The 25488-nt window shown below is 67.1% G+C and carries 23 protein-coding genes, 1 tRNA gene and 1 other RNA gene; 13 read left to right on the top strand and 12 right to left on the bottom strand.

Annotated features, from left to right (window positions below):
* Positions 1 to 7: 7 nt before the first annotated feature.
* Entirely contained in the window at positions 8 to 367 is a 360-nt protein-coding gene (locus A8G18_RS17335) for a VOC family protein (protein WP_026002999.1), read from the bottom strand.
* A 435-nt stretch (positions 368 to 802) separates the two neighbouring features.
* Between A8G18_RS17335 and A8G18_RS17330 the strand changes: the two genes are divergently transcribed.
* Complete coding sequence (locus tag A8G18_RS17330) at positions 803 to 1177, top strand: WhiB family transcriptional regulator (RefSeq protein ID WP_277986176.1); 375 nt, start codon at positions 803 to 805, stop codon at positions 1175 to 1177.
* A gap of 19 nt (positions 1178 to 1196) precedes the next feature.
* Here the strand turns inward: A8G18_RS17330 and A8G18_RS17325 are convergent, their stop codons facing one another.
* From A8G18_RS17325 to A8G18_RS17315, 3 genes are all read right to left on the bottom strand, one after another.
* On the bottom strand, positions 1197 to 2522 hold the full coding sequence (locus tag A8G18_RS17325) for an ABC1 kinase family protein (protein ID WP_064064819.1): 1326 nt from the start codon (positions 2520 to 2522) through the stop codon (positions 1197 to 1199).
* Positions 2519 to 3412, bottom strand: coding sequence for a TOMM precursor leader peptide-binding protein (locus A8G18_RS17320; protein ID WP_064064818.1), 894 nt, complete (start codon positions 3410 to 3412; stop codon positions 2519 to 2521). Before A8G18_RS17320 ends, A8G18_RS17325 begins: the two co-directional genes overlap by 4 nt.
* 94 nt (positions 3413 to 3506) lie before the next feature.
* A complete protein-coding gene (locus A8G18_RS17315) occupies positions 3507 to 4952 on the bottom strand; it encodes a zinc-dependent metalloprotease (protein ID WP_064064817.1) in 1446 nt (481 codons plus the stop codon).
* Positions 4953 to 5085: 133 nt separating this feature from the next.
* Here A8G18_RS17315 and A8G18_RS17310 point away from each other — a divergent pair, with 133 nt between their 5' ends.
* The gene (locus tag A8G18_RS17310; RefSeq protein WP_064064816.1) at positions 5086 to 6111 is read left to right on the top strand and encodes a YlbL family protein; all 1026 of its coding nucleotides are present in this window, start codon (positions 5086 to 5088) and stop codon (positions 6109 to 6111) included.
* Positions 6112 to 6190: 79 nt separating this feature from the next.
* Here the strand turns inward: A8G18_RS17310 and A8G18_RS17305 are convergent, their stop codons facing one another.
* Entirely contained in the window at positions 6191 to 6796 is a 606-nt protein-coding gene (locus tag A8G18_RS17305; RefSeq protein WP_064064815.1) for a PPA1309 family protein, read from the bottom strand.
* A 192-nt stretch (positions 6797 to 6988) separates the two neighbouring features.
* Here A8G18_RS17305 and A8G18_RS17300 point away from each other — a divergent pair, with 192 nt between their 5' ends.
* Complete coding sequence (locus A8G18_RS17300) at positions 6989 to 10006, top strand: UPF0182 family protein (protein WP_172506055.1); 3018 nt, start codon at positions 6989 to 6991, stop codon at positions 10004 to 10006.
* A 94-nt stretch (positions 10007 to 10100) separates the two neighbouring features.
* On the opposite strand, the gene A8G18_RS17295 is transcribed toward A8G18_RS17300, so the two are convergent.
* A complete protein-coding gene (locus A8G18_RS17295) occupies positions 10101 to 10658 on the bottom strand; it encodes a transglycosylase family protein (RefSeq protein ID WP_064064813.1) in 558 nt (185 codons plus the stop codon).
* 467 nt (positions 10659 to 11125) lie between these two features.
* Here A8G18_RS17295 and A8G18_RS17290 point away from each other — a divergent pair.
* Positions 11126 to 11202: transfer RNA gene (locus A8G18_RS17290), tRNA-Met, on the top strand.
* Positions 11203 to 11250: 48 nt separating this feature from the next.
* On the opposite strand, the gene A8G18_RS17285 is transcribed toward A8G18_RS17290, so the two are convergent.
* The 4 genes from A8G18_RS17285 to hisN form a co-directional block, all read right to left on the bottom strand.
* Positions 11251 to 12954, bottom strand: a complete 1704-nt coding sequence (locus A8G18_RS17285; RefSeq protein ID WP_064064812.1) for an acyl-CoA synthetase — start codon at positions 12952 to 12954, stop codon at positions 11251 to 11253.
* Between the two features lie 203 nt (positions 12955 to 13157).
* Positions 13158 to 14372: an acyl-CoA dehydrogenase family protein gene (locus A8G18_RS17280; protein ID WP_064064811.1), complete on the bottom strand. Its 1215-nt coding sequence runs from the start codon at positions 14370 to 14372 to the stop codon at positions 13158 to 13160.
* A gap of 28 nt (positions 14373 to 14400) precedes the next feature.
* A complete protein-coding gene (locus A8G18_RS17275; protein WP_016933539.1) occupies positions 14401 to 15795 on the bottom strand; it encodes an acyl-CoA dehydrogenase family protein in 1395 nt (464 codons plus the stop codon).
* Positions 15796 to 15948: 153 nt separating this feature from the next.
* On the bottom strand, positions 15949 to 16734 hold the full coding sequence (gene hisN / locus A8G18_RS17270; protein WP_064064810.1) for a histidinol-phosphatase: 786 nt from the start codon (positions 16732 to 16734) through the stop codon (positions 15949 to 15951).
* Positions 16735 to 16841: 107 nt separating this feature from the next.
* On the opposite strand from hisN, the gene prfB reads away from it, so the two are divergent.
* The 8 genes from prfB to ssrA all read left to right on the top strand — a co-directional run bounded on the left by prfB (position 16842) and on the right by ssrA (position 22962).
* Entirely contained in the window at positions 16842 to 17960 is a 1119-nt protein-coding gene (gene prfB / locus A8G18_RS17265; protein WP_016933537.1) for a peptide chain release factor 2, read from the top strand.
* Positions 17961 to 17981: 21 nt separating this feature from the next.
* Positions 17982 to 18869, top strand: coding sequence for a mechanosensitive ion channel family protein (locus A8G18_RS17260; RefSeq protein ID WP_026003152.1), 888 nt, complete (start codon positions 17982 to 17984; stop codon positions 18867 to 18869).
* Positions 18866 to 19336 (top strand): Rv3103c transmembrane domain-containing protein, encoded by a 471-nt coding sequence (locus A8G18_RS17255; RefSeq protein ID WP_064064809.1) that lies wholly within the window; start codon positions 18866 to 18868, stop codon positions 19334 to 19336. Before A8G18_RS17260 ends, A8G18_RS17255 begins: the two co-directional genes overlap by 4 nt.
* 55 nt (positions 19337 to 19391) lie before the next feature.
* Positions 19392 to 20081 (top strand): cell division ATP-binding protein FtsE, encoded by a 690-nt coding sequence (gene ftsE / locus A8G18_RS17250; protein WP_016933534.1) that lies wholly within the window; start codon positions 19392 to 19394, stop codon positions 20079 to 20081.
* Between the two features lie 49 nt (positions 20082 to 20130).
* Positions 20131 to 21036: a permease-like cell division protein FtsX gene (gene ftsX / locus A8G18_RS17245; protein ID WP_064064808.1), complete on the top strand. Its 906-nt coding sequence runs from the start codon at positions 20131 to 20133 to the stop codon at positions 21034 to 21036.
* Between the two features lie 69 nt (positions 21037 to 21105).
* Entirely contained in the window at positions 21106 to 21582 is a 477-nt protein-coding gene (gene smpB, locus A8G18_RS17240) for an SsrA-binding protein SmpB (protein ID WP_026003226.1), read from the top strand.
* On the top strand, positions 21579 to 22436 hold the full coding sequence (locus A8G18_RS17235) for an EamA family transporter (protein ID WP_172506112.1): 858 nt from the start codon (positions 21579 to 21581) through the stop codon (positions 22434 to 22436). The genes smpB and A8G18_RS17235 overlap by 4 nt, the downstream gene beginning before the upstream one ends.
* A gap of 157 nt (positions 22437 to 22593) precedes the next feature.
* Positions 22594 to 22962: a transfer-messenger RNA gene (gene ssrA / locus A8G18_RS17230) on the top strand.
* Positions 22963 to 23000: 38 nt separating this feature from the next.
* On the opposite strand, the gene A8G18_RS17225 is transcribed toward ssrA, so the two are convergent.
* Positions 23001 to 23642 (bottom strand): tyrosine-type recombinase/integrase, encoded by a 642-nt coding sequence (locus A8G18_RS17225; RefSeq protein ID WP_245207903.1) that lies wholly within the window; start codon positions 23640 to 23642, stop codon positions 23001 to 23003.
* A 296-nt stretch (positions 23643 to 23938) separates the two neighbouring features.
* Between A8G18_RS17225 and A8G18_RS17220 the strand changes: the two genes are divergently transcribed.
* Positions 23939 to 24178 (top strand): hypothetical protein, encoded by a 240-nt coding sequence (locus tag A8G18_RS17220; protein WP_064064805.1) that lies wholly within the window; start codon positions 23939 to 23941, stop codon positions 24176 to 24178.
* A gap of 432 nt (positions 24179 to 24610) precedes the next feature.
* Here the strand turns inward: A8G18_RS17220 and A8G18_RS23115 are convergent.
* Positions 24611 to 25488, bottom strand: an 878-nt coding sequence (locus tag A8G18_RS23115) for a hypothetical protein (RefSeq protein ID WP_167352110.1), incomplete at its 5' end; no start/stop codon positions are given.

Raw genomic sequence — 25488 nt, 5'->3', positions numbered from 1 at the left:
TCCGAAATCAGCCGGCGCACAGGCAGAAATAGTGTCCGGCCGGGTCGCGGAACACCCGGAACGTGCTCGTGCTCGACCCGTCGTCGGCGCGCAGTGCGTCGAGACCGAGGACGAGACGTTCGGCCTCGTCGAGGTCGGGTACGTGGAAGTCGAGATGGGCATGCACCCCGTCGGCCGGCCAGTGACGCGGTGTGAAGTCGGGGTCGCGCTGGAACGCGATGGCGGTCGAGTCGTCCCGGGTGAGTTCGACCCAATCCTCCCTGTCGTCGGTGATCGTCCATCCCAGCAACCGGCGATAGAAGTCGGCGAGCCCGCGCGGGTCCGGGCAGTCGAGCACGGGCAGGAATCTCGTGGTCGCGAGGGACATGCTGTCCGACTGTAGTCCCGAGACCGGATGAGCGACACGAAACCGCAGGTAGAAAATCACTTGTGCCGATCGTGCCCGCGAATCTAGGCTGGATGACGATGTCACGGGAGACGGCCCGTGCGCGACGCGAAAGTGAGGTGGCCCCGATGCTCGGCTTCGATGCTCCGGCAGCGGCAGCGGCCCCTCGTGTCGCTGTGGCCGCCGCTGTCACCCGCACTGCCACATCTGTGGCTCTCGCAGTGGCAGCCGCGCCGCGTGCACGCCGTCGTGTGTACGCCGCTGCCGTCTCGTCCGTGGTCGGAAGTCGATCGGGAAGTATCTCCCCGTAGACCTTTCGTTTCCTCCAGGCCACGGACCCCGCCCAGCGGACCGTGGCCTTTCTCGTTTTCGGGCCGGGTTCGCATCGTATTTTCACGAACCGACGAAGGAGCTCACGTGCCGAGCGACAACCTGCCGAGCCTGTCGAACCGAACGGAAGGAGACGAGATGCGTCGTACCGACACCCTCCTGCCGTGTCACGGCGGTACGGATCTGCCGTATCACAGCGGTACCGATCTCCCGTGCCGCGACAACGATCCCGACCTGTGGTTCGCCGAGACCCCGGCGGAACTCGAGTACGCCAAGACGCTGTGCGCGGGCTGCCCGGTGCGGGCCCAGTGCCTCGATGCCGCTCTCGAGCGGGAGGAACCGTGGGGCGTGTGGGGCGGGGAGATCATCGACCGTGGTGTCGTCGTCGCACGCAAGCGGCCGCGGGGCCGGCCACGGAAACATCCGGTGCCCGACTCCCGCAAGGAACTGGTTTGTGCGTGAATCCGGTTGCCCGGCTTCGTCACTCCACGGCGAAGCCGGGTAGCCATTCGCTCAGGATGCGCATGTACGGCGCCTCGGCGTCGAGCTGAGCGCAGATGCCGACCGATCCCAGCAGCACCCGGAACACGCTCACGTACTCGGGCGGCAGGTTCAGCGTCCGGGCCGTCCTGAAGGTGGAACTCGAGAAGTCCGTGGCTGTTCCCGCCACTCGCTGCAGCCACGCGCGGGTGAAGTGGAACGACTCGGTGTGGATCGGATCGGTGAACGGCCGCAGGTAGTCGGCGATCTCCTCGTCGGTGACCGTACGGCCGGGCAGAACGAACTTGTTGTCGTAGAGGAGTCGGGTGAGCTCGTCGAAACGTTCGTCGAGGGCGAGCCGGACCATTCGACCGAGCACCGGAGGGAACCCGTCGGGCATCGCCGCGGTCGCGCCGAAGTCGATGACCCCGAGGCGGCCGTCGTCGAGAAGCATGAAGTTGCCCGGATGCGGGTCGCTGTGGAGCAGGCCGGCGCGGGCGGGCGAACAGAAATGGAACTCCGCGAGCAGCGCGCCGGCGCGGTTGCGCTGCTCGCGCGTACCACCCGCGATGATCACCGACAGTGGTGTGGCCGAAAGCCATTCGGTCACAACGACCTTCGGTGCACTGGCGACGACGCGCGGGACGACGAACTTCTCGTCGCCGGCGAAGGCCTTCGCGAAGGCCCGCTGGTTGTCGGCTTCGATCCGGTAGTCGAGTTCTTCCTCCGTGCGTGCGGACAACTCGTCGAGCAGCGCGCGCACATCGGCACCCGGCATCATCGTGGCGAACAATCCGGCGAACCGGGACAGCGTGCGCATGTCGGCGCGCAGAGCCTCGTCGGCACCCGGGTACTGGACCTTCACCGCGACCTCGCGACCGTCCGACCACACGGCCCGGTGTACCTGGCCGATGCTCGCGGAGGCGACGGGCACGTCGTCGAACGATTCGAAACGCTCGCGCCACTTGGTGCCGAGCTGCTGGTCGAGCACGCGGTGCACGGCTCGGGCGGGCAGGGGAGGGGCCTCGGCCTGAAGCTTGGTCAACGCCTCCCGGTACGGTTCGGCGAACTCCTCCGGGACGGCGGCCTCCATCACGCTCAGGGCCTGCCCGAACTTCATGGCACCGCCCTTGAGCTCACCGAGCACGCTGAACAATTGCTCAGCGGCCTTCGCTGTCATCTCGGCGTCGATCTCCTCCCGATCGCCGCCGGCGAGCCGACGACCGAAGCCGACGGCGGCGCGCCCGGCGATTCCCAAGGGGATGCTCGCGAGCTTGGCAGTGCGGGACGAGCTTCTGCGAGGGATGTCTGGCACGCCCCCCATCATGCCTGACCGGCCGGAGCGATGACCGAGCAGTCGCAGTGGGGATGACGGACCCATCGCCGCGTGACGATGCGGTGGGTTCGCAGGTCGAGTTCGAGTGTGCGGTCGACTGCCGGAGTGACGGAGGGGTCGCCGGAGAGGAACGCCTCGACCTGCCCGACGGCCATCGCGGCGGTCGCCGAGGTCACGGCGCGGCCGGCGTGACCCTGCCGTCCGTACAGTTGGCTCGCCAACCGCGGCCAGGACGGATCGAGGTCGGTCCGTACGAGATCGGCGCAGCGCAGACAACTGCTCCGCCCGGGCAGCACGAACGGGCCCACGACGCCGCGTCCGTCCCGGATCCGCACCGCGAGATGGGGGACACGGGCGCGGACGAGGGTCCTCACGAGGTGGGGATCGGGTACCTGACGGTCGGCGAGTACGACACAGTCGGCGGGTCCCTGCGGTTCGTCACCGGACGTCGACCGCACCCACCGCACCTCCCACACCGGAAGATCCTCGACGATCGCCGCGGCGAGCGGACCCGAGCCGTGCACCCGCACCCGACGCGGACGCGTGGAACCGGCCGCGGGCGCCGGGATCCGGTGGACGGTGCCCGTCGCGGCAAGTTCGTCGAGAACCTGCCGGACCGGTCCGGGCGGGAGACCGCGCAGCGCGGCAGCGTCCAGCACCTCGTCGAGCGTGAGGCGCCCGTCGAGCAGCCGGACGAGAATGCCGAGGTCGAAGCTGTCCATGCCCTCGGGTGGAACGACGACCGTCGCGGTGTCGGGACCCCAGCCGAGCTGGATCGAGCCGTCGGACCGTTCGAGCACGGCCAGTTCCGGATCGACCCGGAGAACCGCCCGCTCCGGCGGTGCGGGGGTCGTGGTCGTCTCACGCGGTGCGGTGATCATGGAGACAGCCTGACAGCGCCCGCGCCTTCGGACCGCTCACGAGAAGTAGTTGTCCACAGGGCGGGCGTGTCCGGTCGCCACCGGCGAAGCCGATCTACGGGGTGGGGTCGTCTCCGGGACGATCCTCGTCGGGTCGATCCTCGGCCGCGCGATCTCGTTCGGCCTGCTCGCGTTCCATCGTCGCCTGCAACTGGGCGATCGGATCCTCGAAGGCCCCGGTGCCGCCGCCGATCACGCGGTCGACGAATGCCGCCGGGTTGTCGAGATCCGACGAGTCCGGCAGCAGGTCGGGGTGTTCCCAGACGTGGTCGCGAGCTTCGGTGCCGGCATCGGTGGTCAGACGGCGCCACAACGCAGCGGCCTCGCGAACCTTCCGCGGCCGGAGTTCGAGACCGACGAGCGTGGCGAAGGTCTGCTCGGCGGGTCCGCCTGTGGCGCGGCGACGACGCAGCGTCTCGGTCAGGGCCGATGCACCCGGCAGTCGCTCGCCGAGCGCGTCGGCGACGACCGTCTCGACCCATCCCTCGACGAGCGCGAGCATCGTCTCGAGCCGTTCGAGTGCGGCCTTCTGTTCCGGGGTGGTCTGCGGTTCGAACGCGCCTTGCTTGAGGATCTCCTCGAGCTTGGACGGGTCGCTGAGCGCCGAGGGGTCGAGACCCTGCGCGAGGTCCTCGATCGACGACATGTCCATGCGGATCCCGCGCGCGTACTCCTCGACGGTCGCCAGCATCCGCTGACGCAACCACGGCACGTGGCTGTAGAGGCGCTGGTGGGCAGCTTCACGTGCGGCGAGGAAGACGAGCACTTCCTGGGCGGGCTGCTCGAGTCCCTCACCGAAGCTCTCGACCGCGGCCGGCAGCAGTGCGGCCGTACCCTCCGGGCCGAGCGGGAGTCCGATGTCGGTGGAGGTGAGCACTTCCTTCGACAGCTGGCCGAGTGCCTGGCCGAGCTGGGAGCCGAAGGCGACGCCGCCCATCTGGGAGAACATGCCCATCATGGGTCCGGCCATCGCGCGGGCCTCTTCGGGCAGACCGCCGAGCATCATGCCGTTGACCTGCTCGGCGATCGGATCGCACAGACGCTTCCACGTCTCGAGGGTGTTGTCGAGCCAATCGACGGGTGTCCATGCGACGGCCTTCGACGCCCCCGCGGGCAGCGTGGTGGCCGCGTCGAGCCACAGTTCGGCGAGCCGCGCGGCGTCGGCCACGGCGTCGGCGGTGCGGGGGGAGACGGGTGTCACGGACCCGATCTGCTGGCGTGCGAGTTTCGTCGCGATGTCGTAGTTGACCGGACCCGAGCCGCCACCGGAACCCATGGCACTGCCCATACCGGCGAGCATCTGCCCGAACTGGCTGAGCATCTGACCGAACTGCGCGGGATCGAAGCCCTGACCACCGAACGGGTTGTCGCCCCCACCGCTGCCGGGGAGCCCGAATCCGAAGGGGATACCGCCACCGGAGCCTCCGCTACCGGATCCCTCGTCCTTCTTGCGGTCGGGGTCGTCGTCGGGATTCGAGAATCCGAAGGGCGTGTCGCTCATGCATCCAACGGTACAAGGCCTGCGGAGGCGGGACCGGTCTCGTGGTCACGCTGACGGCGAACACCGCGTGCTACGCCAGGGGACGGCGCGGTCACGCCGAGGACCGGTGTCGGCCGACCGCTACCCTGGCCGGGTGAATCGTCGCTACGTCCTGCCGCTCGCGCTCGTACTCCCCATCCTCGTCATCGTGGTCGTGGCGTTCAACGTCCGGGCGCCGTACGTGGCGCTCGGTCCCGGCCCCGTCTTCGACACGCTCGGCGAGATCGAGGGCACACCGGTCGTCGCGCTCGACGGGATCGAAGCGGACGAGACCGAGGGCAGTCTGTACATGACGACCGTCGGGGTGACCGACAATCTCACTCTCGCGCAGACCGTCACCGCCTGGCTCAGCGGACGGTACGGCGTCGCCCCGCGCGAACAGGTCTATCCGCCCGACCGCAGCAAGGACGAGGTGCAGGCCGTCGACCAAGCGCAGTTCGCCCAGTCGGAACGGTCCGCCGAACTCGCCGCCCTGCACTACCTCGACCTACCGGTGACCCTGCGGATCGCCGAGGTGGGTCAGGACGCCCCGGCCTCCGGGGTGCTCGAGGCGGGCGACAGGATCATCGCCGTCGGCGGCGAAGCGATGCGCACGGCCGGCCAGGTACAGCGCGCGGTCGGCGAGGTCGCGCCCGGCGAGTCGGTGGACATCACGGTCGTGCGCGGCGAGGCCGAGGAGTCGTTCGACGTCCCGGTCGGTCCCCGGCCCGGCGACCCGGACAAGGGTTTCCTGGGTATCGCGACCGAGGAGGTTCCCGAGGTGCCCTTCGAGGTCACGTTCAACCTGGCCGACATCGGCGGCCCCTCCGCGGGCCTGATGTTCAGTCTGGCTGTCGTGGACAAGCTCAGTCCGGGTCTGCTCAACGGCGGCCTCACCGTCGCCGGTACCGGCACGATCGACTCGGACGGGATCGTCGGGCCGATCGGCGGGATCACCCACAAGCTCACCGCGGCCTCGGAGGACGGCGCGACCGTCTTCCTGGTTCCGGCCGGGAACTGCGCGGAGGCCTCGAGCGGCGCACCCGAGGGGGTGCAGCTCGTGAAGGTCGACACCCTCGACAGTGCGATCGACGCGCTCGAGGCCGTCACGGACGGACGCGAGGCGCCGGCCTGCAGCTGACTCCCATCAGCCGCCCGGAGAGGACCGACACCCCGGTAGTCGACCTCCCCGGTAGTCGACCTCCCCGGTAGTCGACATCTCAGTAATCGTCGTCGCTCGCCTCGAGGGTCGCGTACAGCGCCGCCACGACGTGCGGGGCGAGGTTGTCGTAGGTCCGCAGTTCGGCGCCCGCGAACGGATCGTCGTCGTCGAGGGGACGCAGCTGCAGAAGCGAGAGCGACGGCCCGTCGCGCAGGACCGCGGAGACGAGGCGGGCGGCGCGGCGTTCCGGGTGACTGTGCGCGGCGAGCCGTGCCGCCTCGTCGGCCGCGTGGGCGTCGGCGAGCAGCGGTGCGAAGGCGTCGTCGAGCTCGTTCTCGGCGCTCGGCGGCAGTACGACCACCTCCTGGACGAGCGCGCACCCGGCGACCGAGCCGGGCCAGGTGGTGGTGGCCAGGAACTCCTCGAGTGCGGGACTGCCGCCCTCGACGTCGTCGGGGAACGATTCCTGCGCGATCGGGGTGTACTCGTGTCCTTCGTCGAGCTGGTCGGCGAGGGCGGGTTCGGCGGCTGCGAGAAGCACGGTCGGGACGAGCGCGAACATCACGGGAGGGCGGTCCCAGCCCTCCGCATCCGCGAAATCGATGATCTCGTGGACGGTGCGCGCGAGTGCTTGTTCGGAAGGTACGGGAAGACGTTGGCTCACCGGCCTATCCTGGCACCCGTACGTGGGTGTGCGCTGCCGGACCTGCGTCGTGCGACCCCCTGTACGAGGATTCCGTAGAGTGGGGCGAAACGGTCACTCCGTGAGAACGAGGCGTGTTCGCACACGTTCGTCGAGCGCGAGGTGAACAGATGCGGTGCGTTCGCGCCGCCGGACGAGTTGGGAGCGTGGCACGTGGGCATGAGGCCCCCGACCGGAGTACCTACATTGTCGAAGCGGAGCAGAGTTCTGCTGATCCTGGCAGTGGTGGCGGCTGTGCTGCTTCTGCTGGGACCACGGTTGGTGGACACATACACCAACTGGCTCTGGTTCGGCGAGGTCGACTTCCGGGACGTTTACGTCAAAGTTCTCCTGACCCGGATCGCACTGTTCCTGGTGGTCGGGTTGTTCGTCGGCGGTGTCGTCTGGCTGGCGATGCTGCTCGCCTACCGATCGCGCCCGGTCTTCGTGCCGACCACCGGCCCCAACGACCCGGTGGCGCGCTACCGCACCACCGTGATGACCCGCATGCGCGCGTTCGGCATCGGCATCCCCGTCGTGCTCGGTGTGCTCTCCGGCCTGGTCGCCCAGGCCGGCTGGGTCACCGTGCAGATGTTCTTCAACGGCGGCGACTTCGGCACCACCGATCCGCAGTTCGGTATCGACGTCGGCTTCTACGCCTTCGACCTGCCGTTCTACCGTTTCGTGCTCAACTGGTTCTTCGTCGCGATCGTGCTCGGGTTCATCGCGAACCTCGTCACCCACTACATCTTCGGAGGAATCCGTCTCGCCGGTCGCGGCGGAAGCATGTCGACGGCCTCGCGCGTGCAGCTCGCCGTCCTCGCCGGTCTGTTCGTCGCGTTCAAGGCGGTCGCCTACTGGCTCGACCGTTACGAACTGCTCTGGAGCAGCCGCAAGGAACCGACCTTCACGGGCGGTGGCTTCACCGACATCAACGCGGTCCTGCCCGCCAAGCTGATACTCCTCGCGATCGCCGTCATCTGCGCGATCGCGTTCTTCGCCGCGATCTTCCTGCGCGACCTGCGGATTCCCGCGCTCGCGACGGCGCTGCTCGTGCTCTCGTCGATCCTCGTCGGGGCGGTGTACCCGCTCATGGTCGAGCAGTTCTCGGTCCGCCCGAACGCTGCCGACAAGGAGAGCGAGTACATCGAGCGCAACATCGCTGCGACCCGCGAGGCGTACGGCATCACCGACGACAAGGTGACCTACGAGGACTACCCGGGCGTGGGTACCACCTCGCCCGAGAACATCCCGGCCGACATCACCACGATCGCGAACGCCCGCCTGCTCGACCCGAACGTGCTTCCCCGCACGTTCACGCAGCAGACCCAGCTGAAGAACTTCTACGGTTACCCCGAGTCGCTCGACATCGACCGGTACGAGATCGACGGCCGTATGGAGGACTACATCGTCGCGGCGCGTGAGCTCTCGCCCACGAGCCTGACCGGCAACCAGACCGACTGGATCAACCGCCACACCGTGTACACGCACGGCAACGGTCTCGTCGCGGCGCCCGCCAACCGCGTGAACGCCGCCGCGAGTGCGTCGGCGGAGGAGGCCGCGAACAGCAACAGCGGCTATCCCGTCTACTTCGTCAGCGACCTCGCGTCGCTCGCCGCGAAGAATCAGGTCATCCCCGTCGAACAACCCCGCATCTACTACGGCGAGGTCATCGGCGAGGCCGATCCGGACTACGCGATCGTCGGCAACAGTGCCGACTCGTCCGGGCCGAGGGAGTACGACACCGACACCGAGAAGTACACCTACACCGGTTCGGGCGGCGTCGACATCGGCAACTGGTTCAACCGTCTGGCTTTCGCTGCGAAGTACGGCGAGCGGAACATCCTGTTCTCGAGCGCCATCGGCAGCGATTCGAAGATCCTGTTCAACCGCGACCCGCGTGAGCGCGTGACCAAGGTCGCGCCGTGGCTGACCGCCGACGGCGACGCCTACCCGGCGGCGATCGACGGCCGGATCAAGTGGGTCGTCGACGCGTACACCACGCTCGACTACTACCCCTACGCGCAGCGTGCGTCCCTCGAGGGACTCGTCGAGGACAGCATCGACCAGAACACCGGCCGGTTGCTTCCCCGCAAGGAGGTCTCCTACATCCGCAACTCGGTCAAGGCCACGGTCGACGCGTACGACGGCACCGTCACGCTCTACCAGGTCGACGAGCAGGATCCCGTCCTGAAGGCGTGGATGGGTGTCTTCCCCGACGCGGTGACCCCGCAGGATCAGATCTCCGACGAGCTGCGCGCGCACTTCCGGTACCCGGAGGACCTGTTCAAGGTGCAGCGCGAGATGCTCGCGAAGTACCACGTCGACGACCCGCGCGAGTTCTTCACGAACAACGCGTTCTGGTCGGTGCCGGCCGATCCGACGGTCGACACCAGCGCAAACCAGCCGCCCTACTACCTGCTGATGGGCGATCGTGAGACGGCGGATCCGCGGTTCCGCCTGACCTCGGCGATGGTGGGCTACAACCGCCAGTTCCTGTCGGCGTACATCTCGGTCGAATCCGACCCGAAGGACTACGGGAAGTTCACGATCCTGCAGCTACCGACGGATACGCAGACCTTCGGTCCGGAGCAGACGCAGAACGCGATGATCTCCGACACCCGGGTGGCCTCCGAACGGACACTGCTCGAACGGTCCAACCGGATCCAGTACGGCAACCTGCTCACCCTGCCCATCGCGGACGGCGGCATCCTGTACGTCCAGCCGATGTACACCGAACGCAACGCGACGGCGGGCAGCACGTCGACCTTCCCGCAGTTGTCGCGTGTGCTCGTCAGCTACCGGGAGCCGGGTGCCAGCGGTGGTGTCCGGATCGGTTACGCGCCCACCCTTGCCGGGGCACTCGATCAGGTCTTCGGATCCGGTGTCGGCGACGCGGCCACCGCTCCCGGTGGTGAGGCGCGGCCGACTGCCGTGGTCGACGACGAGACCCGGGGCGAGGTGCTCGGCGAGGGCGCGACCGGCGAGAACCGGCCCGGCGATCAGCAGCAACAGCAGCCGGCTGCGCCGGCTCCGACCGCTCCGGCGAACCGCGATGCCGCGGTCGCCGAGCTCGACTCGGCGCTCGCGGAGCTGTCCAACGCTCAGACCAGCGGTGATTTCGAAGCCTACGGGCGAGCGCTGCGACGGGTGCAGCAGGCGGTCGACGCCTACGAGTCCACCGGCGGCTGATCCGGGAACGGAATCGGGTACGACGGAATCGGATACGACGAAGGCCCGCGGTTCGCACCGCGGGCCTTCGTTGCATTCGTCGAGGCGGTCGGCGTCAGCGACCGGCCAGCGTGATGTCGACGATCTGCGAGAACTCGGCGCCGAAGCCGTACTGCTCGGCGAACTGGTTCGCGGTGTCGACGGCCTGGGTGAGCTCGGCCGGCAGCTCGGGGGCGGCAGGCGCGGGAGCCTCGGGCGCAGGCGCGGGAGCCTCGGGCGCAGGCGCGGGAGCCTCGGGCGCAGGCGCGGGAGCCTCGGGCGCGGCCGGGGCCGGAGCGGATTCGGTGGTCAGGTACTGACCGCAGACCGGCCACGCACCCCGGCCCTGGGTCTGCAGGACGTTCTCGGCGACGCGGATCTGCTCCGCCTTCGAGGCCTGGTCGGCGGTGCCGCTGCCGCCGTGGGCCTCCCAGGTGCTCTGCGAGAACTGCAGACCGCCGTAGTAGCCGTTGCCGGTGTTGATGGCCCAGTTGCCACCGCTCTCGCACTGGGCGACGCCGTCCCAGTTGTGCGAGGCAGCGGACGCGGTGCCGGTGGCGAGCGCGAACGGAACCGCGGCGAGTGCACCGGTGACGACGGCAGTGCGGAATGCACGCGTGCTGAAGATGGTCATGCTGTGGAGTCCTTCCCGCGCTCGCGGAAGCGCGACGGCCCTCGTCGATCTCGGGCGACGGAGAATGTCTCCGTCCGGATCGGGGACCGCGTCGATCGCGTCCCTGCCCCTCGGGTCTTCGTAGGCACCGGATCCCGCGGGGCAGAACTGGCGGCGACGGGCCGGTGGTGGCTCGGCTGTTTCGAGCCGGGACCGACAGTACAAAGCGTGTCGCAGTCCGTCATCCCCGCCTCGTGAAGCAAAGATGTCCACGTTGTGGGATGCATCCGTAGCGTTTTCGCTGCTCAGGGCAAGGATAACGGGAAGAGATGCATGATCGTTACACCTTCGTTATGTGACGATAGTCATGGAGGAAATGTGAACCGAGCCACCTCGGGGTCTCCGATCGGGGGTGCGAACGCGCGGATTCGCCTCCGACGAGGCGATTTGCATTCCGTTTCCGCGCTCGTGTAGGTTCGTTCATGCAACGCGGGGTGGAGCAGCTCGGTAGCTCGCTGGGCTCATAACCCAGAGGTCGCAGGTTCAAATCCTGTCCCCGCTACCACCACGAAGGCCGGTCGTCTCGGACGACCGGCCTTCGTTCGTTCGGGGCTCAAGCCCCGGCGGTGGTGTACTCGCTCTCCGGATCCCCCGGCACATCCAGGTCCACCAGCACCCGGCGCAGCAGTTTCCCCGTCGCGTTGCGGGGCAACTCGTCGAGGAACACCACCTCACGCGGAACCTTGTACCGGGCGAGGGTGGACTTCACGAACGCCTTGATGTCCTCGGCGTCGCGGGCCGACTCGGGGGAGGGGACCACGAACGCTCGCAGCCGCTGCCCGAACTCGGAATCCGGAACGCCCACCACGGCGGCGTCGAGTACGTCCTCCCGTTCGGCGAGCAGGTTCTCCACCTCGAGCGGATAGACGTTCTCGCCGCCGGAGACGATCATGTCGTCGTCGCGGCCGTCGACGAACAGCAGTCCGTTCTCGTCCCGGTGCCCGATATCGCCGATCGACAGCAGTCCGTCGATGCGTTCCTTGTCGCGACCGTCGGTGTAACCGGCGAAGGACAGGCCGCTGGAGACGAAGATGCGCCCGGGGACGTGTGGTTCGGTGATGCGGTTGCCGTCGTCGTCGAACAGGACCACGCGGCAGGTCACCGGTGGGCGCCCCGCCGTGCCGGGTGCCTGCCGGATGTCGTCGGGAGTCGCGACCGTCGCGACGGCGCATTCGGTGGACCCGTACAGGTTGTAGAGCACGTGCCCGAAGGCCTCCGTCGTCCGGCGGCATACGTCGGGCGAGAGCGACGAACCCGCGGAGAAGACGATCTTCAGGCTCGAGGTGTCGTACTCGGCGATCTTCTCCGGTCCGAGGTCGAGGATCCGCTGCAGCATGGTCGGGACCACGACCAGCACGTTCGCGCCGTGCTGCTCGATGAGGCCCAGGGTGTCGACGGGGGAGAAGCGCCGCATCATCACCACGGTCTGGCCGAGCGCGAGGGCGAGCGCGAACTGAGAGACGCCGGTGCCGTGGAAGGCGGGGGCGGCCATGAGCATCGTCTGACCGGGGCGCAGCGGAACCCGATCGAGGAACTGGGCCGACGCGAACGGTGACGTGCGGCCGCGCGGTGCTCCCTTCGGGGTGCCGGTGGTGCCGCTGGTGAGCAGTACGAAGCCGCCGAAGACCTCCGGGGCGGGCAGGGACGAGCCGTCCAGCCCTTCGATCGACTGCTCGAGTGTCGGGATGCCGGGGACCTCGTCGTCCACCCAGGAGACGTACCGGCGCACATCGTCGGGCAGTGCGGCGGCGACCTCGGCGAACTCGCTGTCGAAGACGAACGTCGAGACCTGTTCGCGTGCGGCGACATCGACGAGTTGCCGCGGCGCGAAACCGGTGTTCATCATCACGAGCCGCACGCCGAGCTTGGCGGTGGCGAGCATCGTCAGTACGAGTCCGCGGTGGTTGCGGGCCATGATGCCCATGACCGATCCCGGTTCGACCCCGGCGCGCTGCCACGCACGCACGAGGGCGTTGGACCGGGCCTCGAGTTCCTTGTAGGTGACATCACCGGCTTCGTCGATCAGTGCGACGGCGTCGAGGCCACGTTCGGCCTGTGCGTGCACGGAACCGGCGAAGGGGCCGTACTTGTCGGCCGCCATGATCGTCCCGATGCTGCGGTCCACGCGCGGGAAGTGCAGCAGGCCTGCGCGATGGAGTACTGCGAGTGATCCGACGATGTCCTTGACCTGGCCGATCGTGTCGTCGAGCGTGATCCGCCCGCCTGTGATCCTGCCGAGAATGTCCTGACCGAGCATCCGTCCCCCTAGCTGTGTGTCGGCGTCAGGACACACAATAGCGGTGACGTATCTCATATTCCAGGCGAACTTCCTCGTATGGGCAGGGCCCTCGCCGCACCTACGGCGAGGGCCCGTCCCCCGGGGGATCCCCCGAAACGCCCGGTACCGTCGCCGGCCCCGATCATCCTTCCGGGCCGGCGACGGACCCCATGACCCGGGCGTTATTTCAGTTCGGAGGACGACTTTCCGAGCACCCGTCGAGCGACGATGAGCTGCTGGATCTGCTGGGTGCCCTCGAAGATGTCGAGGATCTTGGAATCGCGTGCCCACTTCTCGAGCAGCGGCCGCTGCGAGTAACCGTAGGTGCCGGCGAGTTCGACGGCCTTGAGCGAGACCGCGGTACCGGTGCGGCCGGCCTTCGCCTTGGACACCGACGCCTCGAGGGAGTTGGGCTTCTTGTTGTCGGCCATCCACGTCGCGCGCAGCGCGAGCAGGTAGGCGGCCTCCCAATCGGCCTCGAGTGCCAGGAACTCGGCGGCCGCGGCGTGCTGGTTGTTCGCGGGAATGTCGTAGGAGACCTCGACGCCGGCGTCCTTCAGGATCGACCGCAGTTCCTCGAGCACCGCGCGGCCGAGACCCACGGCCATACCGGCCACGATCGGACGCGTGTTGTCGAAGGTCTGCATGACCCCGGCGAACCCCTTCTCGGTGTTCACCTCCGGGGATCCGAGGATGTTGTCCTTCGGGATGCGGCAGTTGTCGAGCACCAGCACGGCAGTGTCGGACGCCTTGATGCCCAGCTTCTTCTCGAGACGCGCGACCGAGAGGCCGGGAGCCTCGCGCGGCACGACGAACGACTTGATCGCGGCGCGGCCCTTCGACCTGTCGACGCTCGCCCACACGACGATGTGGGTGGAGCGCTCACCGGCGGTGACGAAGATCTTCTCGCCGTTGAGGACCCACTCGTCGCCGTCGAGCACGGCCGTGGTCGTCACGGCCGCCGAGTCGGAGCCGAAACCGGGCTCGGTGATCGCCATGGAGGCCCACACCTTGCCGAAACGCTCGAGCTGCTCGTCGGTGGCGACTGCGGCGATCGCGGAATTACCGAGGCCCTGATAGGGGATCGACAGCGTCAGGCCGACGTCGCCCCAGCACGTCTCGATGACGTTGAGGAGCCCGGCCATGTTGCCGCCGTTGGCATTTCCGGCGGGACCGTCCTGCTTGGCCTTGCTGTCGCGGCCGAGCGTGGCACCCGCTGCGCCCTGACCGGAGTCGTTGAGTCCCTCGACCATCGCGGCCATGGTGTCGAGTTCGACGGGGTACTCGTGCTCGGCGAGGTCGTACTTGCGGGAGATCGGCCGGAAGATCTGCGCGGCGACCTGATGGGCCTGGTTCGCGGAAGCCTTGAGCTTCCGGGGAAGTTCGAGATTGATCATCACAGGTTCCTTGTTCGGGTCGGGCCGATCAGACGAGGACGACGCCCTCGGCGACTCCGATTGCTCGCAGGTCGCGGTACCAACGTTCGACGGGGTGTTCCTTGGTGTAGCCGTGGCCGCCGAGCAGCTGGACGCCGTCGAGGCCGAACTGCATGCCCTTGTCGGTGGCGAGCTTGCGGGCCAGGGCCGCCTCGCGAGCGAACGACAGTCCCTGCTCGGCCCGCGACGCACCGCGCAGGGTGACCAGACGCAGACCGTCGAGCTCGATCTTGATGTTCGCCACCATGAACGCCACCGCCTGCCTGTGGCTGACAGGCTCACCGAACGCTTCGCGCTCGTTGACGTAGGGGACCACGTAGTCGAGCACGGCCTGTCCGGTGCCCGTCGCCAGAGCGGCCCAGCCCAGACGCGACAACCGCACGGCGTCGGCGTACTGCTCGGCGCGGATGTCGGCGTCGTCGTCGCCGAGACGTGCCGACTCCGGCACCGCGACATCCTCGAGCAGCAGGCGTCCCAGGCCGGCGGCACGCAGGCCCATACCCGGATCGGCTTCGATGACGACACCCTTGCTCTTCGCCTCGACGAGGAAGAGGGACGGCTTGCCGTCGAGTTCGGCAGCCACGACGAACAGTTCGGCGCTGCCCGCGGCCGGGACGAACGACTTCACGCCGTTGAGGCGGTATCCGCTGGGGGAGCGCACGGCCCTGGTCTGCAGCGCGAAGGGATCGAACAGGGCGCGGGGCTCGGCGATCACGACGGACGCCTGGGGGACGTCGTCGCCGGCGAAGGCCGGCAGGTAGGTCTTCTGCTGGTCCTCGGTGCCCCACTGGGTCAATGCCACGGCCACACCGCTCGGCGCGAGGATCGGCAGGGCCAGTCCCATGTCGCCGTGGGCGAGGGCTTCGGCGACGAGCACGTTGGTGACCACGCCGCGCTCGTCGGCGGCGCCGTCGAACGCCTCGGGCACGTTGACCATGGTGATGCCCAGTTCGGCGGCGCGCGCGAGGAGATCGGCCGGGGCCGCGGCCGCCTCGTCGGCGTCGTGCGCGGCGGGCCGGAGGATCTCGGCGGCGAACTCACGCACCGTCTCGGTGATCATCTGCTGATCGTCGGTGGGGGTGAGGTCGAAGAAGTCGGTGTTCTTCGCGGTCGCGAGACGCTGCGGGCCGCTCGCGCCGCCCGACACCTTCTTGAAGGTGCGCGTCGCGGCACCGAGAGTCTTGAAACCCGTCTTCGTGGACTGATACGTGATCCGGTCGATCGTCTCGCGGATCTTGTACCGATCCGCGAGCTCGGATCCGGTGATGCGGGTGAGCACCCGCATGGCGGCGCCCATGGCGTCCCGTCTGATCGGGTTGAGGCCGACGGCGGACGTGTCGCGAGGCGTGTGGCGGGCCACGCTGTCTTGCTTGCTCATGATCACCAGAAGTCTCTCGATGCGGGAGCGGACGACATCCGATCTTACTTCCGAGTAAGGTTGCTGTCTACCGTACGGTAAGCTCCGGTCGCGGCGCACGACGAACTCGGTGGGCCCGAACCCGCCGAGCAGGGTCGAACCCACCGTGATCGGGCCGGATCAGGAGAGCCGGGAGAGCACCTCGTCGTGCAGCCTCCCGTTGGTCGCGACCGCGCTGCCGCCGTGCGGACCGGCCGCGCCCTCGAGGTTCGTGAACCGTCCACCCGCCTCGCGCACCAGGATGTCGAGCGCCGCGAGGTCCCACAGCGACACCTCCGGTTCGAGCGCGATCTCGAGGGCGCCCTCGGCGAGCAGGCAGTACGAGAAGAAGTCGCCGTAGGCGCGCACCCGCCACACGTCGTCGGTCAGGGCGACGAAGCGATCGCGGATGCCGCGTTCGTGCCAGCCGCTCAGGCTCGAGAAGCTCAGCGACGACGATGCGAGATCGGCGACCTGCGACACCGAGATGCGGCGCGGCTGCTCGCGGTCGTGCGAGACCCACGCCCCGCTGCCCACAGCTGCCCACCATCGACGGTTCAGTGCCGGGGCGCTGACCACACCGACGACCGGCACGCCGTCCTCGAGCAGCGAGATCAGGCTCGCCCACACCGGCACGCCGCGCACGAAGTTCTTCGTGCCGTCGATGGGATCGACCACCCACTGCCGTCCACGGAAGACCGCGTCGCCACCGAACTCCTCGCCCAGCACCGCGTCGTCGGGCCGCTGCTCGCCGAGCATCTCGCGGATGGTGCGCTCGACGGCGAGGTCGGCGTCGGAGACCGGGCTCAGGTCCGGCTTGTCGTCCACTTTCAGATCCAGCGCACCGAAGCGGGCGCGGGTGATGGAGTCGGACGCGTCGGCGAGTCGGAGGGCGAGGTCCAGGTCGGCGGTGTAGTCGGTGGTCATGACGGAAACGCTAGCCGCCGCGGGTCGGGGTCGAGCAGCGTGCCGCCCCCTGCGCGTATCGATCGCCCACGTCGGACCGGTTCGTCGCTCCGGTAACCTGTTGAATCGTGCATCCCGATGTTTCCGCAGCCCTGGCCGAGCTCGACACGACCCTCCGCACCGTGGAGTCGGTCCTCGACGTCGAGGAGCTGCGACGGCGCATCGACGAACTCGAGCACCAGGCCGCCGATCCCGAGTTGTGGAACGACCAGGAGCACGCGCAGAAGGTCACCAGCGAGTTGTCGCACGCGCAGGGCGAACTGCGCCGCGTCGAGGGGCTGCGCCAGCGGCTCGAGGATCTGCCGGTGCTCTACGAGCTCGCCGAGGGTGAGGAGGGCGAGGACCGCGCCGCGGCCCTGGCCGACGCCGATGCCGAACGTGAGAGCCTGCGCGCCGACATCGAGGCGATGGAGGTGCGCACGCTGCTGTCGGGTGAGTACGACCAGCGCGACGCGCTCGTCAACATCCGTGCCGGTGCCGGTGGCGTCGACGCCGCCGACTGGGCCGAGATGCTCATGCGCATGTACATCCGCTGGGCCGACAAGCACGGTTACGGCGTCGAGGTCTACGACACCTCCTACGCCGAAGAGGCCGGCATCAAGTCGGCCACCTTCGCCGTCAAGGCGCCCTACACCTACGGCACCCTCTCGGTCGAGATGGGCACGCACCGTCTGGTCCGGATCAGCCCCTTCGACAACCAGGGCCGCCGCCAGACCTCGTTCGCGGAGGTCGAGGTGCTGCCCGTCGTCGAGACCACCGACCACATCGACATCGACGAGAACGACGTCCGCGTCGACGTCTATCGCTCGTCCGGACCGGGTGGTCAGTCGGTCAACACCACCGACTCCGCCGTGCGCCTGACGCACATCCCGACGGGCATCGTCGTCACCTGCCAGAACGAGAAGTCCCAGCTCCAGAACAAGGTTGCGGCCATGCGTGTGCTGCAGGCCAAGCTCCTCGAGCGCAAGCGTCAGGAGGAGCGTGCCGAGATGGACGCGCTCAAGGGCGACGGGGGCAGCTCGTGGGGCAACCAGATGCGGTCGTACGTGCTGCATCCGTATCAGATGGTCAAGGATCTGCGCACCGAGTACGAGGTGAACAACCCGTCGGCGGTGCTCGACGGCGATATCGACGGATTCCTCGAGTCGGGCATCCGCTGGCGTATGCGGGAAGAGCAGAAATCGTGATCGGAAACGAGAGAGGGGCCTGTGCCGTTTCTTCCCGGAGCTAGACTGCTCGACTGGTTGTCGACGAGCGGGTTGCAGATCGCGCTCACGATCCTGGGTGCGGTTCTGATCGCCCGGTTCGTCTCCTGGATCGGCAGCCGCATCACGCGGCGCATCGACGAGCGCTACATGCAGTCCGACGACCTCGTGCGCTCCGAGGCGACGAAGCATCGTCACTCGGTCGCCCAGGTGGTCACGTGGATGGCGATCTCGTTCGTGTACATCGTCGCCACCTTGAAGGTGTTCGACTACCTGCAGCTGCCCATCGGCAGCCTGGTCGCGCCGGCGACCGTGCTCGGCGCGGCGCTGGGCTTCGGTGCCCAGCGCATCGTGCAGGACATCCTGGCGGGCTTCTTCATCATCACCGAACGCCAGTACGGTTTCGGCGACACCGTCCAGATCTCCGTGACCGGTGCGTCCGAGGACGCGATCGGCACCGTCGAGGACGTCACGCTGCGCGTCACCCGGGTGCGCAGTACGGCAGGTGAGGTGATCACCGTCCCCAACGGCCAGATCAACAAGGCAGTGAACCTGTCGAAGGACTGGGCGCGTGCCGTGGTGGACGTCCCGATCCCGGTGACCGCCGATATCGCCGACGTCACCGAGATCCTGCGCGAGCTGGGTGTGGCGGCCTACAAGGAGCCCCGCCTGCGCGAACTGCTGCTCGACGAGCCGAGCGTGATGGGTGTCGAGAGTCTCGAGGTGGATCAGCTCAGCGTGCGGATGGTCGCGCGCACCCTGCCCGGCAAGCAGTTCCAGGTGGGCCGACTGTTGCGTGCGCGCATCGCGGGTGCGCTGCGTGAGCAGGGCATCACCGTCACGCCGCAGCTCGACACGGCCAGCGTCGTCGATCGTGTGGAGGCGCAGTGAACGAGGAGAGGGAGCCGCACCGCAGGCGTATCCCGTCGCACCTGCTCGGTGGGCGGATGAGGACCACGACCTTCGCGTTGTGCAGCCTGTGGGTGGGGATGTGGGTGCTCTATCTGTTCCTGAACCAGCCCGAGGACACGCCTGCGGCGCCGTCGAGCGCGGTGATCATCTCCGAGACCCCCTACGTGCCGTACGTGCCCCCGGCGGCGACCGTGCCCCCGCAGAAATCCACTCCGGAGACCACCGACACGCCCTATCCGTCGACCACCTCGTCGACGTTCCCGCCCACGACGTCGACGAGTGTTCCGGGCTCGCCACAAGGCGTCCTGCCCCCGCAGGTACCCACAACCACGGCACCCCCGACCACGACGACCAGGCAACTCCCGTTCGATCTGCCCCGGATACCCGGACTGAACGAGGAGCAGGGCCGGACGGTCCCGGAGAACACCGACTCACCGTCCCCGTAGGGTGCGGACACGCCGGTACGGCAGGTCACCGAACGGTAACGGTTAGCATGTCCACGTGATCCGGCTGGAGAATGTGTCCAAGTCCTACAAGACGTCCACGCGACCCGCACTCGAAGGGGTCTCGGTGCACGTCGAGAAGGGCGAGTTCGTCTTTCTCATCGGTCCCTCCGGATCGGGGAAGTCGACCTTCCTCCGGTTGCTCCTCCGTGAGGAGAAGCCCACGACCGGCGACATCCACGTGGCCGATTTCCACGTCAACCGGCTCCCGGCTCGTCGCGTACCGAAGTTGCGGCAGAACCTCGGGTGCGTCTTCCAGGACTTCCGGCTGCTCCAGCGCAAGACGGTCGCCGAGAACATCTCGTTCGCTCTCGAGGTGATCGGCAAGCCGCGCGGGGTCGTCGACCGGACGGTGCCGGAGGTCCTCGACCTGGTGGGGCTGTCGGGCAAGGCGGACCGGCTCCCCGCCGAACTGTCGGGTGGCGAACAGCAGCGCGTGGCGATCGCGCGCGCCTTCGTCAATCGTCCGCTGGTGCTGATGGCCGACGAGCCGACCGGCAACCTCGATCCCGAGACCAGCCAGGACATCATGCTGTTGCTCGAACGCATCAACCGCACGGGCACGACGGTGCTCATGGCGACCCACGATCACCACATCGTCGACTCGATGCGGCGACGGGTCGTCGAACTCGATCTCGGACGCGTCGTGCGCGACGAGGCGCGCGGCGTCTACGGCGTCGGCCGATAGATCCCGTCACCCGAGCACTCCCACCAGGCAACCGAAGGATTCCCACCCGATGCGTGCCAGCTTCCTGTTCAGCGAGGTCACCACCGGCCTGCGCCGCAACCTCACCATGACCATCGCGATGATCCTCACCACGGCGATCTCGCTCGCGCTGTTCGGTGCGGGTCTGCTCGTGGTCCAGATGGCGGGTAAGACGGAGCGGATCTTCCTCGACCGGGTCGAGGTGCAGGTGTTCCTGACCGAGGACATCTCCTCGCTCGATCCGGACTGCGAGCAGGACCTGTGTTCCGCTCTGCGCGGCGACCTGGAGAACACCGACGACGTGGTGTCGGTCCAGTATCTGAGCCGCGACGACGCCGTCGCCGACGCCACCGAACGCGTCTTCGCCGATCAGCCCGAGCTCGCCGAACTGGTGAGTGCCGACAGCTTCCCGGCCTCGTTCAAGATCAAGATGTCCGATCCGGAGCGTTTCGCCGCGATCCAGGACGACTTCGGCACCAGACCGGGTGTCGACAGCGTCCTGAACCAGCAGGATCTCGTCGAGCGCCTCTTCGGTGTGCTCGGCGGCATCCGCAACGGTGCCTTCGCCATCGCCACCATCCAGGCCGTCGCGGCCGTGCTCCTCATCGCCAACATGGTGCAGATCGCGGCCTTCACCCGCCGCACCGAGGTCGGCATCATGCGGCTGGTCGGCGCGACCCGCTGGTACACGCAGCTGCCCTTCCTCCTCGAAGCGGTGATCGCGGCGATCGTGGGCGCCGCACTCGCCATCGGCGGCCTCTTCGTCGCCAAGAGCATGTTCGTCGACGACATGCTCACCGAGGTCTACGACGCGAACATCGTCGCCCGCATCACCGACAGCGACATCCTTCTGGTCTCGCCGTTCCTGGTGCTCGTGGGTGTCGGAATGGCCGCCCTCACCTCGTATGTGACCTTGCGTCTGTACGTGCGTGAATAAGGTGTTGTGCGAGGTTCCTATGCTGGACGGTGTTCTGTTCGATCGATCGTGGACCGGAAAGGCCTGCACGTGAAGGAAAAGGGCCGGAAGGTCATCGCGACCAACCGCAAGGCGCGCCACAACTACACCATCATCGACACCTACGAGGCGGGAGTCGCGCTCGTGGGTACGGAGGTCAAGAGCCTGCGCGAGGGCAAGGCGTCCCTCGTCGACGCGTTCGCGACGGTCGACGACGGTGAAGTGTGGCTGCGCGGGCTGCACATACCCGAATACGGGCACGGCACGTGGACCAACCACGCCCCCCGTCGTACCCGCAAACTGCTGCTGCACCGACGAGAGATCGACGCGCTCGTCGGCAAGACCCGTGAGGGCAACCAGACACTCGTGCCGCTGTCGATGTACTTCTCCGACGGCAAGGTCAAGGTCGAGCTCGCACTCGCCAAGGGCAAGCAGGACTACGACAAGCGCCAGGATCTCGCACGCCGGACCGCCGAACGCGAGGTGACCCGCGAGCTCGGCCGGCGGGTGAAGGGCATGAGCCGCTGATCGCGGTCGCGCTCGCGTTGCTCGCCGCGGTCGGTTACGGCCTGAGCGATTTCGCCGGTGGCGCCGCATCGCGGCGCGCGAGCGCGTTGGGTGTCGTCGCCGTCACCTACCCGGTCTCGCTCGTCGTCTCCCTCGTCGCGGCGTCCGTCGTCGGTGGCCATATCACCGCCGCGTCGCTGGCGTGGGGTGCGGGGGCGGGCGTGGCCGGCGGGATCGCCGTCTGGTGGTTCTACCTCGCGCTGGCCGACGGGCCGATGTCGGTGGTCTCTCCGATCACTGCGGTGGTCGTGGCAGGGATCCCCGTGCTCGTCGGCATCGCGCTGGGGGATCGGCCCGGGCTGCTCGCCTGTCTCGGCATCGTCGTCGCCGTGGTGGCGGTGGGTCTGGTCGGCCGCGAATCCGACGAGACCGTCACCGGTGTCGGGCACCCGCCCTTCACCCCCACGATCGCGTGGTTGACCGTCGGGTCCGGCATCGCGTTCGCGTTGTCGTTCGTCGGGCTCGGCCAGGTCGGGACCGACACGGGACTGTGGCCGCTCGCGGCGTCCCGCGCCACCGCCACGCTGGTGGTGTGGTTCGTGATCGTCTTCTCGTGGCGCACGGTGGTGTGGCCGATCCGGCCCCTCCTGCCGATCCTCATCGGGATCGGTGCGATCGACGTGATCGCGAACGGTGCCCTGCTCTTCGCCTACCAGTACGGTCTGCTGTCGCTCGTGAGCGTGATCGCCGCACTGTATCCGGCGGTGACGGTGCTGCTCGCCGTCCTCGTGCTCGGTGAGCGGGTGAGCCGGGTGAAACTGCTCGGGCTGGTCGCGGCGGGCTTCGCCGTCGCGCTCGTCGGCCTGCCGGGCTGATCCGTCCCGGGACGCGAGGCCGAGCCGGTGACGCCGCTGGTGAGAGGTGATGTGAGCAGGCTCATGACCCGGCTGCGAATCGTTTCGAGAAATGGGAATGACATCGTGCCTCGAGGTCGTTACAGTAGGTAGTCCTGCGACAGTCGCAGGTGCGTACGGGGCTGAACGGTTTCGACTGCGTACGTTGAGCAAGGGGAAGCGTGTCGGTGCAGGCAAGAGACCACCGTAAGCGTCGCTGCAACCAATTAAGCGCCGAGTCCACTCAGCGCGAGTACGCCCTCGCTGCCTAAGCGAGCGCGTCTCTGTCAGCCCGGGTTTGCTCTCGACCCGGATCCTGGCATCGACTAGAGAGCTCTACCGTGCGGCTCGGTCGCGGAGACGTACGGGACAGCAAACAGCGACTGGGATCGTCATCTCGTCTTGTTCGCGAGAACGGGAGATCCGAGTAGAGACATAGCGAACTGCACACGGAGAAGCCCTCGCAAGGCGGCGGAGGACCCGGGTTCGATTCCCGGCAGCTCCACCCCTAGGCCCCCGATCTGGACACCAGGTCGGGGGCCTTTTTCATGCGATCGATTCGACCGCGCCACCCTTCGTGCCCACATTTTGCCCACACTCTGTGAGCACGCCATTGACCGCAGCCAGACGCAGCCCCTTGCCCATCCGTGTGGCCACGGCATCCAGATCGTCGTCGAACAGATGCCCGTACAGATCCAGGGTCATCGTCGCGGACTTGTGCCCGAGCTGCCGCTGCACGGTCTTCACGTGCGCGCCGGACGCGATCATCAAAGACGCCGCGGTGTGGCGCAGCTCGTGCGCTGTCACCCTCGGGAACGGATCCTTCTCATCGGAGCGCTCCACCAGACGGGTCACCGCCTTCGACAGCCAGTGCGTCGTCGTCGGCGGCCGCAAGGGAGTCCCGTCCGGTCGCGACCACAACAGTGACTCCGTCGTCGGGGCCGCCTCCACGATCGGCTCGAGCATCTTGGCGACCTCAGTGGGGATCGCAACGGTGCGACGCTCCCACGTCTTCGGCGACACCATGATCGACTGGCTGTTCACCTTCGATGCGGACCGCACGATATCGATGCGTCCCCGGGCGAGGTCGACATCACGTGGGCGCAGCGCCGCCATTTCGCCCCACCGCAACCCGGAGTAGGCGAGCAGCATCATGATCTCGCTGTGTCGCGACACCTCGTGCGCCAAGAGTCGCACCTGGGTGATGGATCTCCACCTCGTCGACGGTGAGCAGTGCCGAGGCTCATACCACACTCCGCAGAACTTGTGGGGGACCGATCCGCTATCGCCCGCGTCCAACCTCGCGTGACCGTCGACGAGGTTCGCGACCTGTTGTCCAGCATAGAGATGCTCGAGCACGCCGGATGCGAACGCCGGCAGTGCTCCCCAGGCTGAAGTCCACTACCGCGACCGGCATCCATACGCGGCGGATCTAACTCGGGCGACGCACAAAATGTCGGATGAGTACGGCAAGATCACCTGGCATGGACTTCAAACCGGATGACAATGGCTTTGATAAGCTCTTGCAGCAGGCTCAGGAACGAGCGAATGTGGCCTTCTCCGAAGCCCTGAATCGCGAGGTGTCCGGGGCAACAACATACGAACAGATCGAGCAAGGCGTGCTCAGGGCAAGCGCCGACGTGTTCGGTGAGCCGATGCCTTTCGAGAGCGCCGCGGAGATCGCTCGGACCATCGCAGCCCAATCGGGCATTCCCACCGAGTAGTCGCGACTTGGGGTGCCCCATACCGGTGCGAGAAAGCACTCCACCTTGTCGTGTTCTGGACGCTTTGGTCTTCACCGGGGGAAGAGAGGCGCCGTGTTTCCCGGCCGAAGCTGCATAGCCCGCGCTGGCAGATCCAGCTCAAGATCGTCCAACGACTCCTGCAGGATTAGGACATGCTTCGAGGTGAAGTGGTCTGATCGCGCAAACGATGAGGAAGACCTCGTCGATAACTTGATCGACGAGGCCTTCCGTTAAGTCCCTGGTGAGGCTTAGCGTTTCAATCGCGAGAGGGAGGAGCAGAATTCCTTGTCGCGCTTGTCAACTACCTGACCACGTCGCTCGGCCGAGTCGAGGTTTCGTAGTACTTCGGCCGGTATCATGTGCGACAGAACCTCCGCCAGCACCTGCGACTCTGGCCGGGTGGATGTCGACCTACTCGCCATGTTCCTCGCCTCCATTGATCTTTGCGCGAATGGTAGCACTGTGGGTCAAGCTCCATGTGGGATTCAAGTCTGGGTTGAAGTAGTGCTTCCTGTTCAGCCAAATGAACCCATCGCCAATCGAGATGAGTGCCACATCAATGGCACCGCCAACTGTATTCGCATCATCAATGCTCACTCTCTGCTTCAAAGATGTGAGATTGACGAGGCTTTCGGCAAGGACGCCCAATTCATCCTTCGGGAGCATTGAAACGCTATTCAGCATGGGCTGAACATAATTTATCTCCTGGTCCTCCTGCATATCGCTGAGGAATCGGTTGAATTGTTCTTGGGAGGTTGTCTCGAAGTACTCGGCGATCTTTTTTATCTGGTCCGGCTTGAGTCCTGGGACTGCACCCACCAAATCGGCTGCTGCCCGTCGCCGAGTGCTTCCAACCCAATCCATCCAGTGCTCGATGATCCTGCCCCGCACTCCCTGGGTAATTCCATGTACCCAGCCCCATGCCTGTTCATCTTGAGCGAAGGTGTCGACATGGCCTGGGCGATCGAGCGTGATCGCAATTTCTGACCTGTCAGCAATCCTTGGGACGCCGGCAATGCGACCGCCAATCATCGCCGAAGATATCCTCGGAAGATAATCTCGGCTTCCAAAGCCCGCTACGACGAATCCTGACTGAGACCGGTCGAAGGCTGCCCTGCGCAGACTTGCCAGGCTCAATGAAATAATCCGGTTGGTTAACGTTTTCGATATAGGAAGTTGTCCGAAAATATGATCGACGAGATCTCGGATGCTACCCCCGACCCTTTCCTTCAGGATGCTCTCGCTAAGATCCTGAGCCCACGGCCCCTCGTCAGAACCATTAATTTGTG

It is taken from the genome of Rhodococcus gordoniae, from assembly GCF_001646655.1.
Lineage (GTDB): Bacteria > Actinomycetota > Actinomycetes > Mycobacteriales > Mycobacteriaceae > Rhodococcus > Rhodococcus gordoniae.
The sequence above is the reverse complement of the archived record's forward strand: the minus strand, read 5'-3'. Positions and strand labels throughout refer to the sequence as shown.

What these genes read in the sequence shown, in the direction of transcription:
- A8G18_RS17285 (WP_064064812.1), bottom strand. Translation starts at nt 12,954, where the DNA reads ATGCTCGGTCAGGACATTCTCGGCAGGATCACAGGCGGGCGGATCACG.
- A8G18_RS17295 (WP_064064813.1), bottom strand. Translation starts at nt 10,658, where the DNA reads ATGACCATCTTCAGCACGCGTGCATTCCGCACTGCCGTCGTCACCGGT.
- A8G18_RS17320 (WP_064064818.1), bottom strand. Translation starts at nt 3,412, where the DNA reads ATGATCACCGCACCGCGTGAGACGACCACGACCCCCGCACCGCCGGAG.
- A8G18_RS17335 (WP_026002999.1), bottom strand. Translation starts at nt 367, where the DNA reads ATGTCCCTCGCGACCACGAGATTCCTGCCCGTGCTCGACTGCCCGGAC.
- A8G18_RS17315 (WP_064064817.1), bottom strand. Translation starts at nt 4,952, where the DNA reads ATGAGCGACACGCCCTTCGGATTCTCGAATCCCGACGACGACCCCGAC.
- A8G18_RS17220 (WP_064064805.1), top strand. Translation starts at nt 23,939, where the DNA reads ATGGACTTCAAACCGGATGACAATGGCTTTGATAAGCTCTTGCAGCAG.
- ftsX (WP_064064808.1), top strand. Translation starts at nt 20,131, where the DNA reads ATGCGTGCCAGCTTCCTGTTCAGCGAGGTCACCACCGGCCTGCGCCGC.
- A8G18_RS17325 (WP_064064819.1), bottom strand. Translation starts at nt 2,522, where the DNA reads ATGATGGGGGGCGTGCCAGACATCCCTCGCAGAAGCTCGTCCCGCACT.
- A8G18_RS17280 (WP_064064811.1), bottom strand. Translation starts at nt 14,372, where the DNA reads ATGATCAATCTCGAACTTCCCCGGAAGCTCAAGGCTTCCGCGAACCAG.
- hisN (WP_064064810.1), bottom strand. Translation starts at nt 16,734, where the DNA reads ATGACCACCGACTACACCGCCGACCTGGACCTCGCCCTCCGACTCGCC.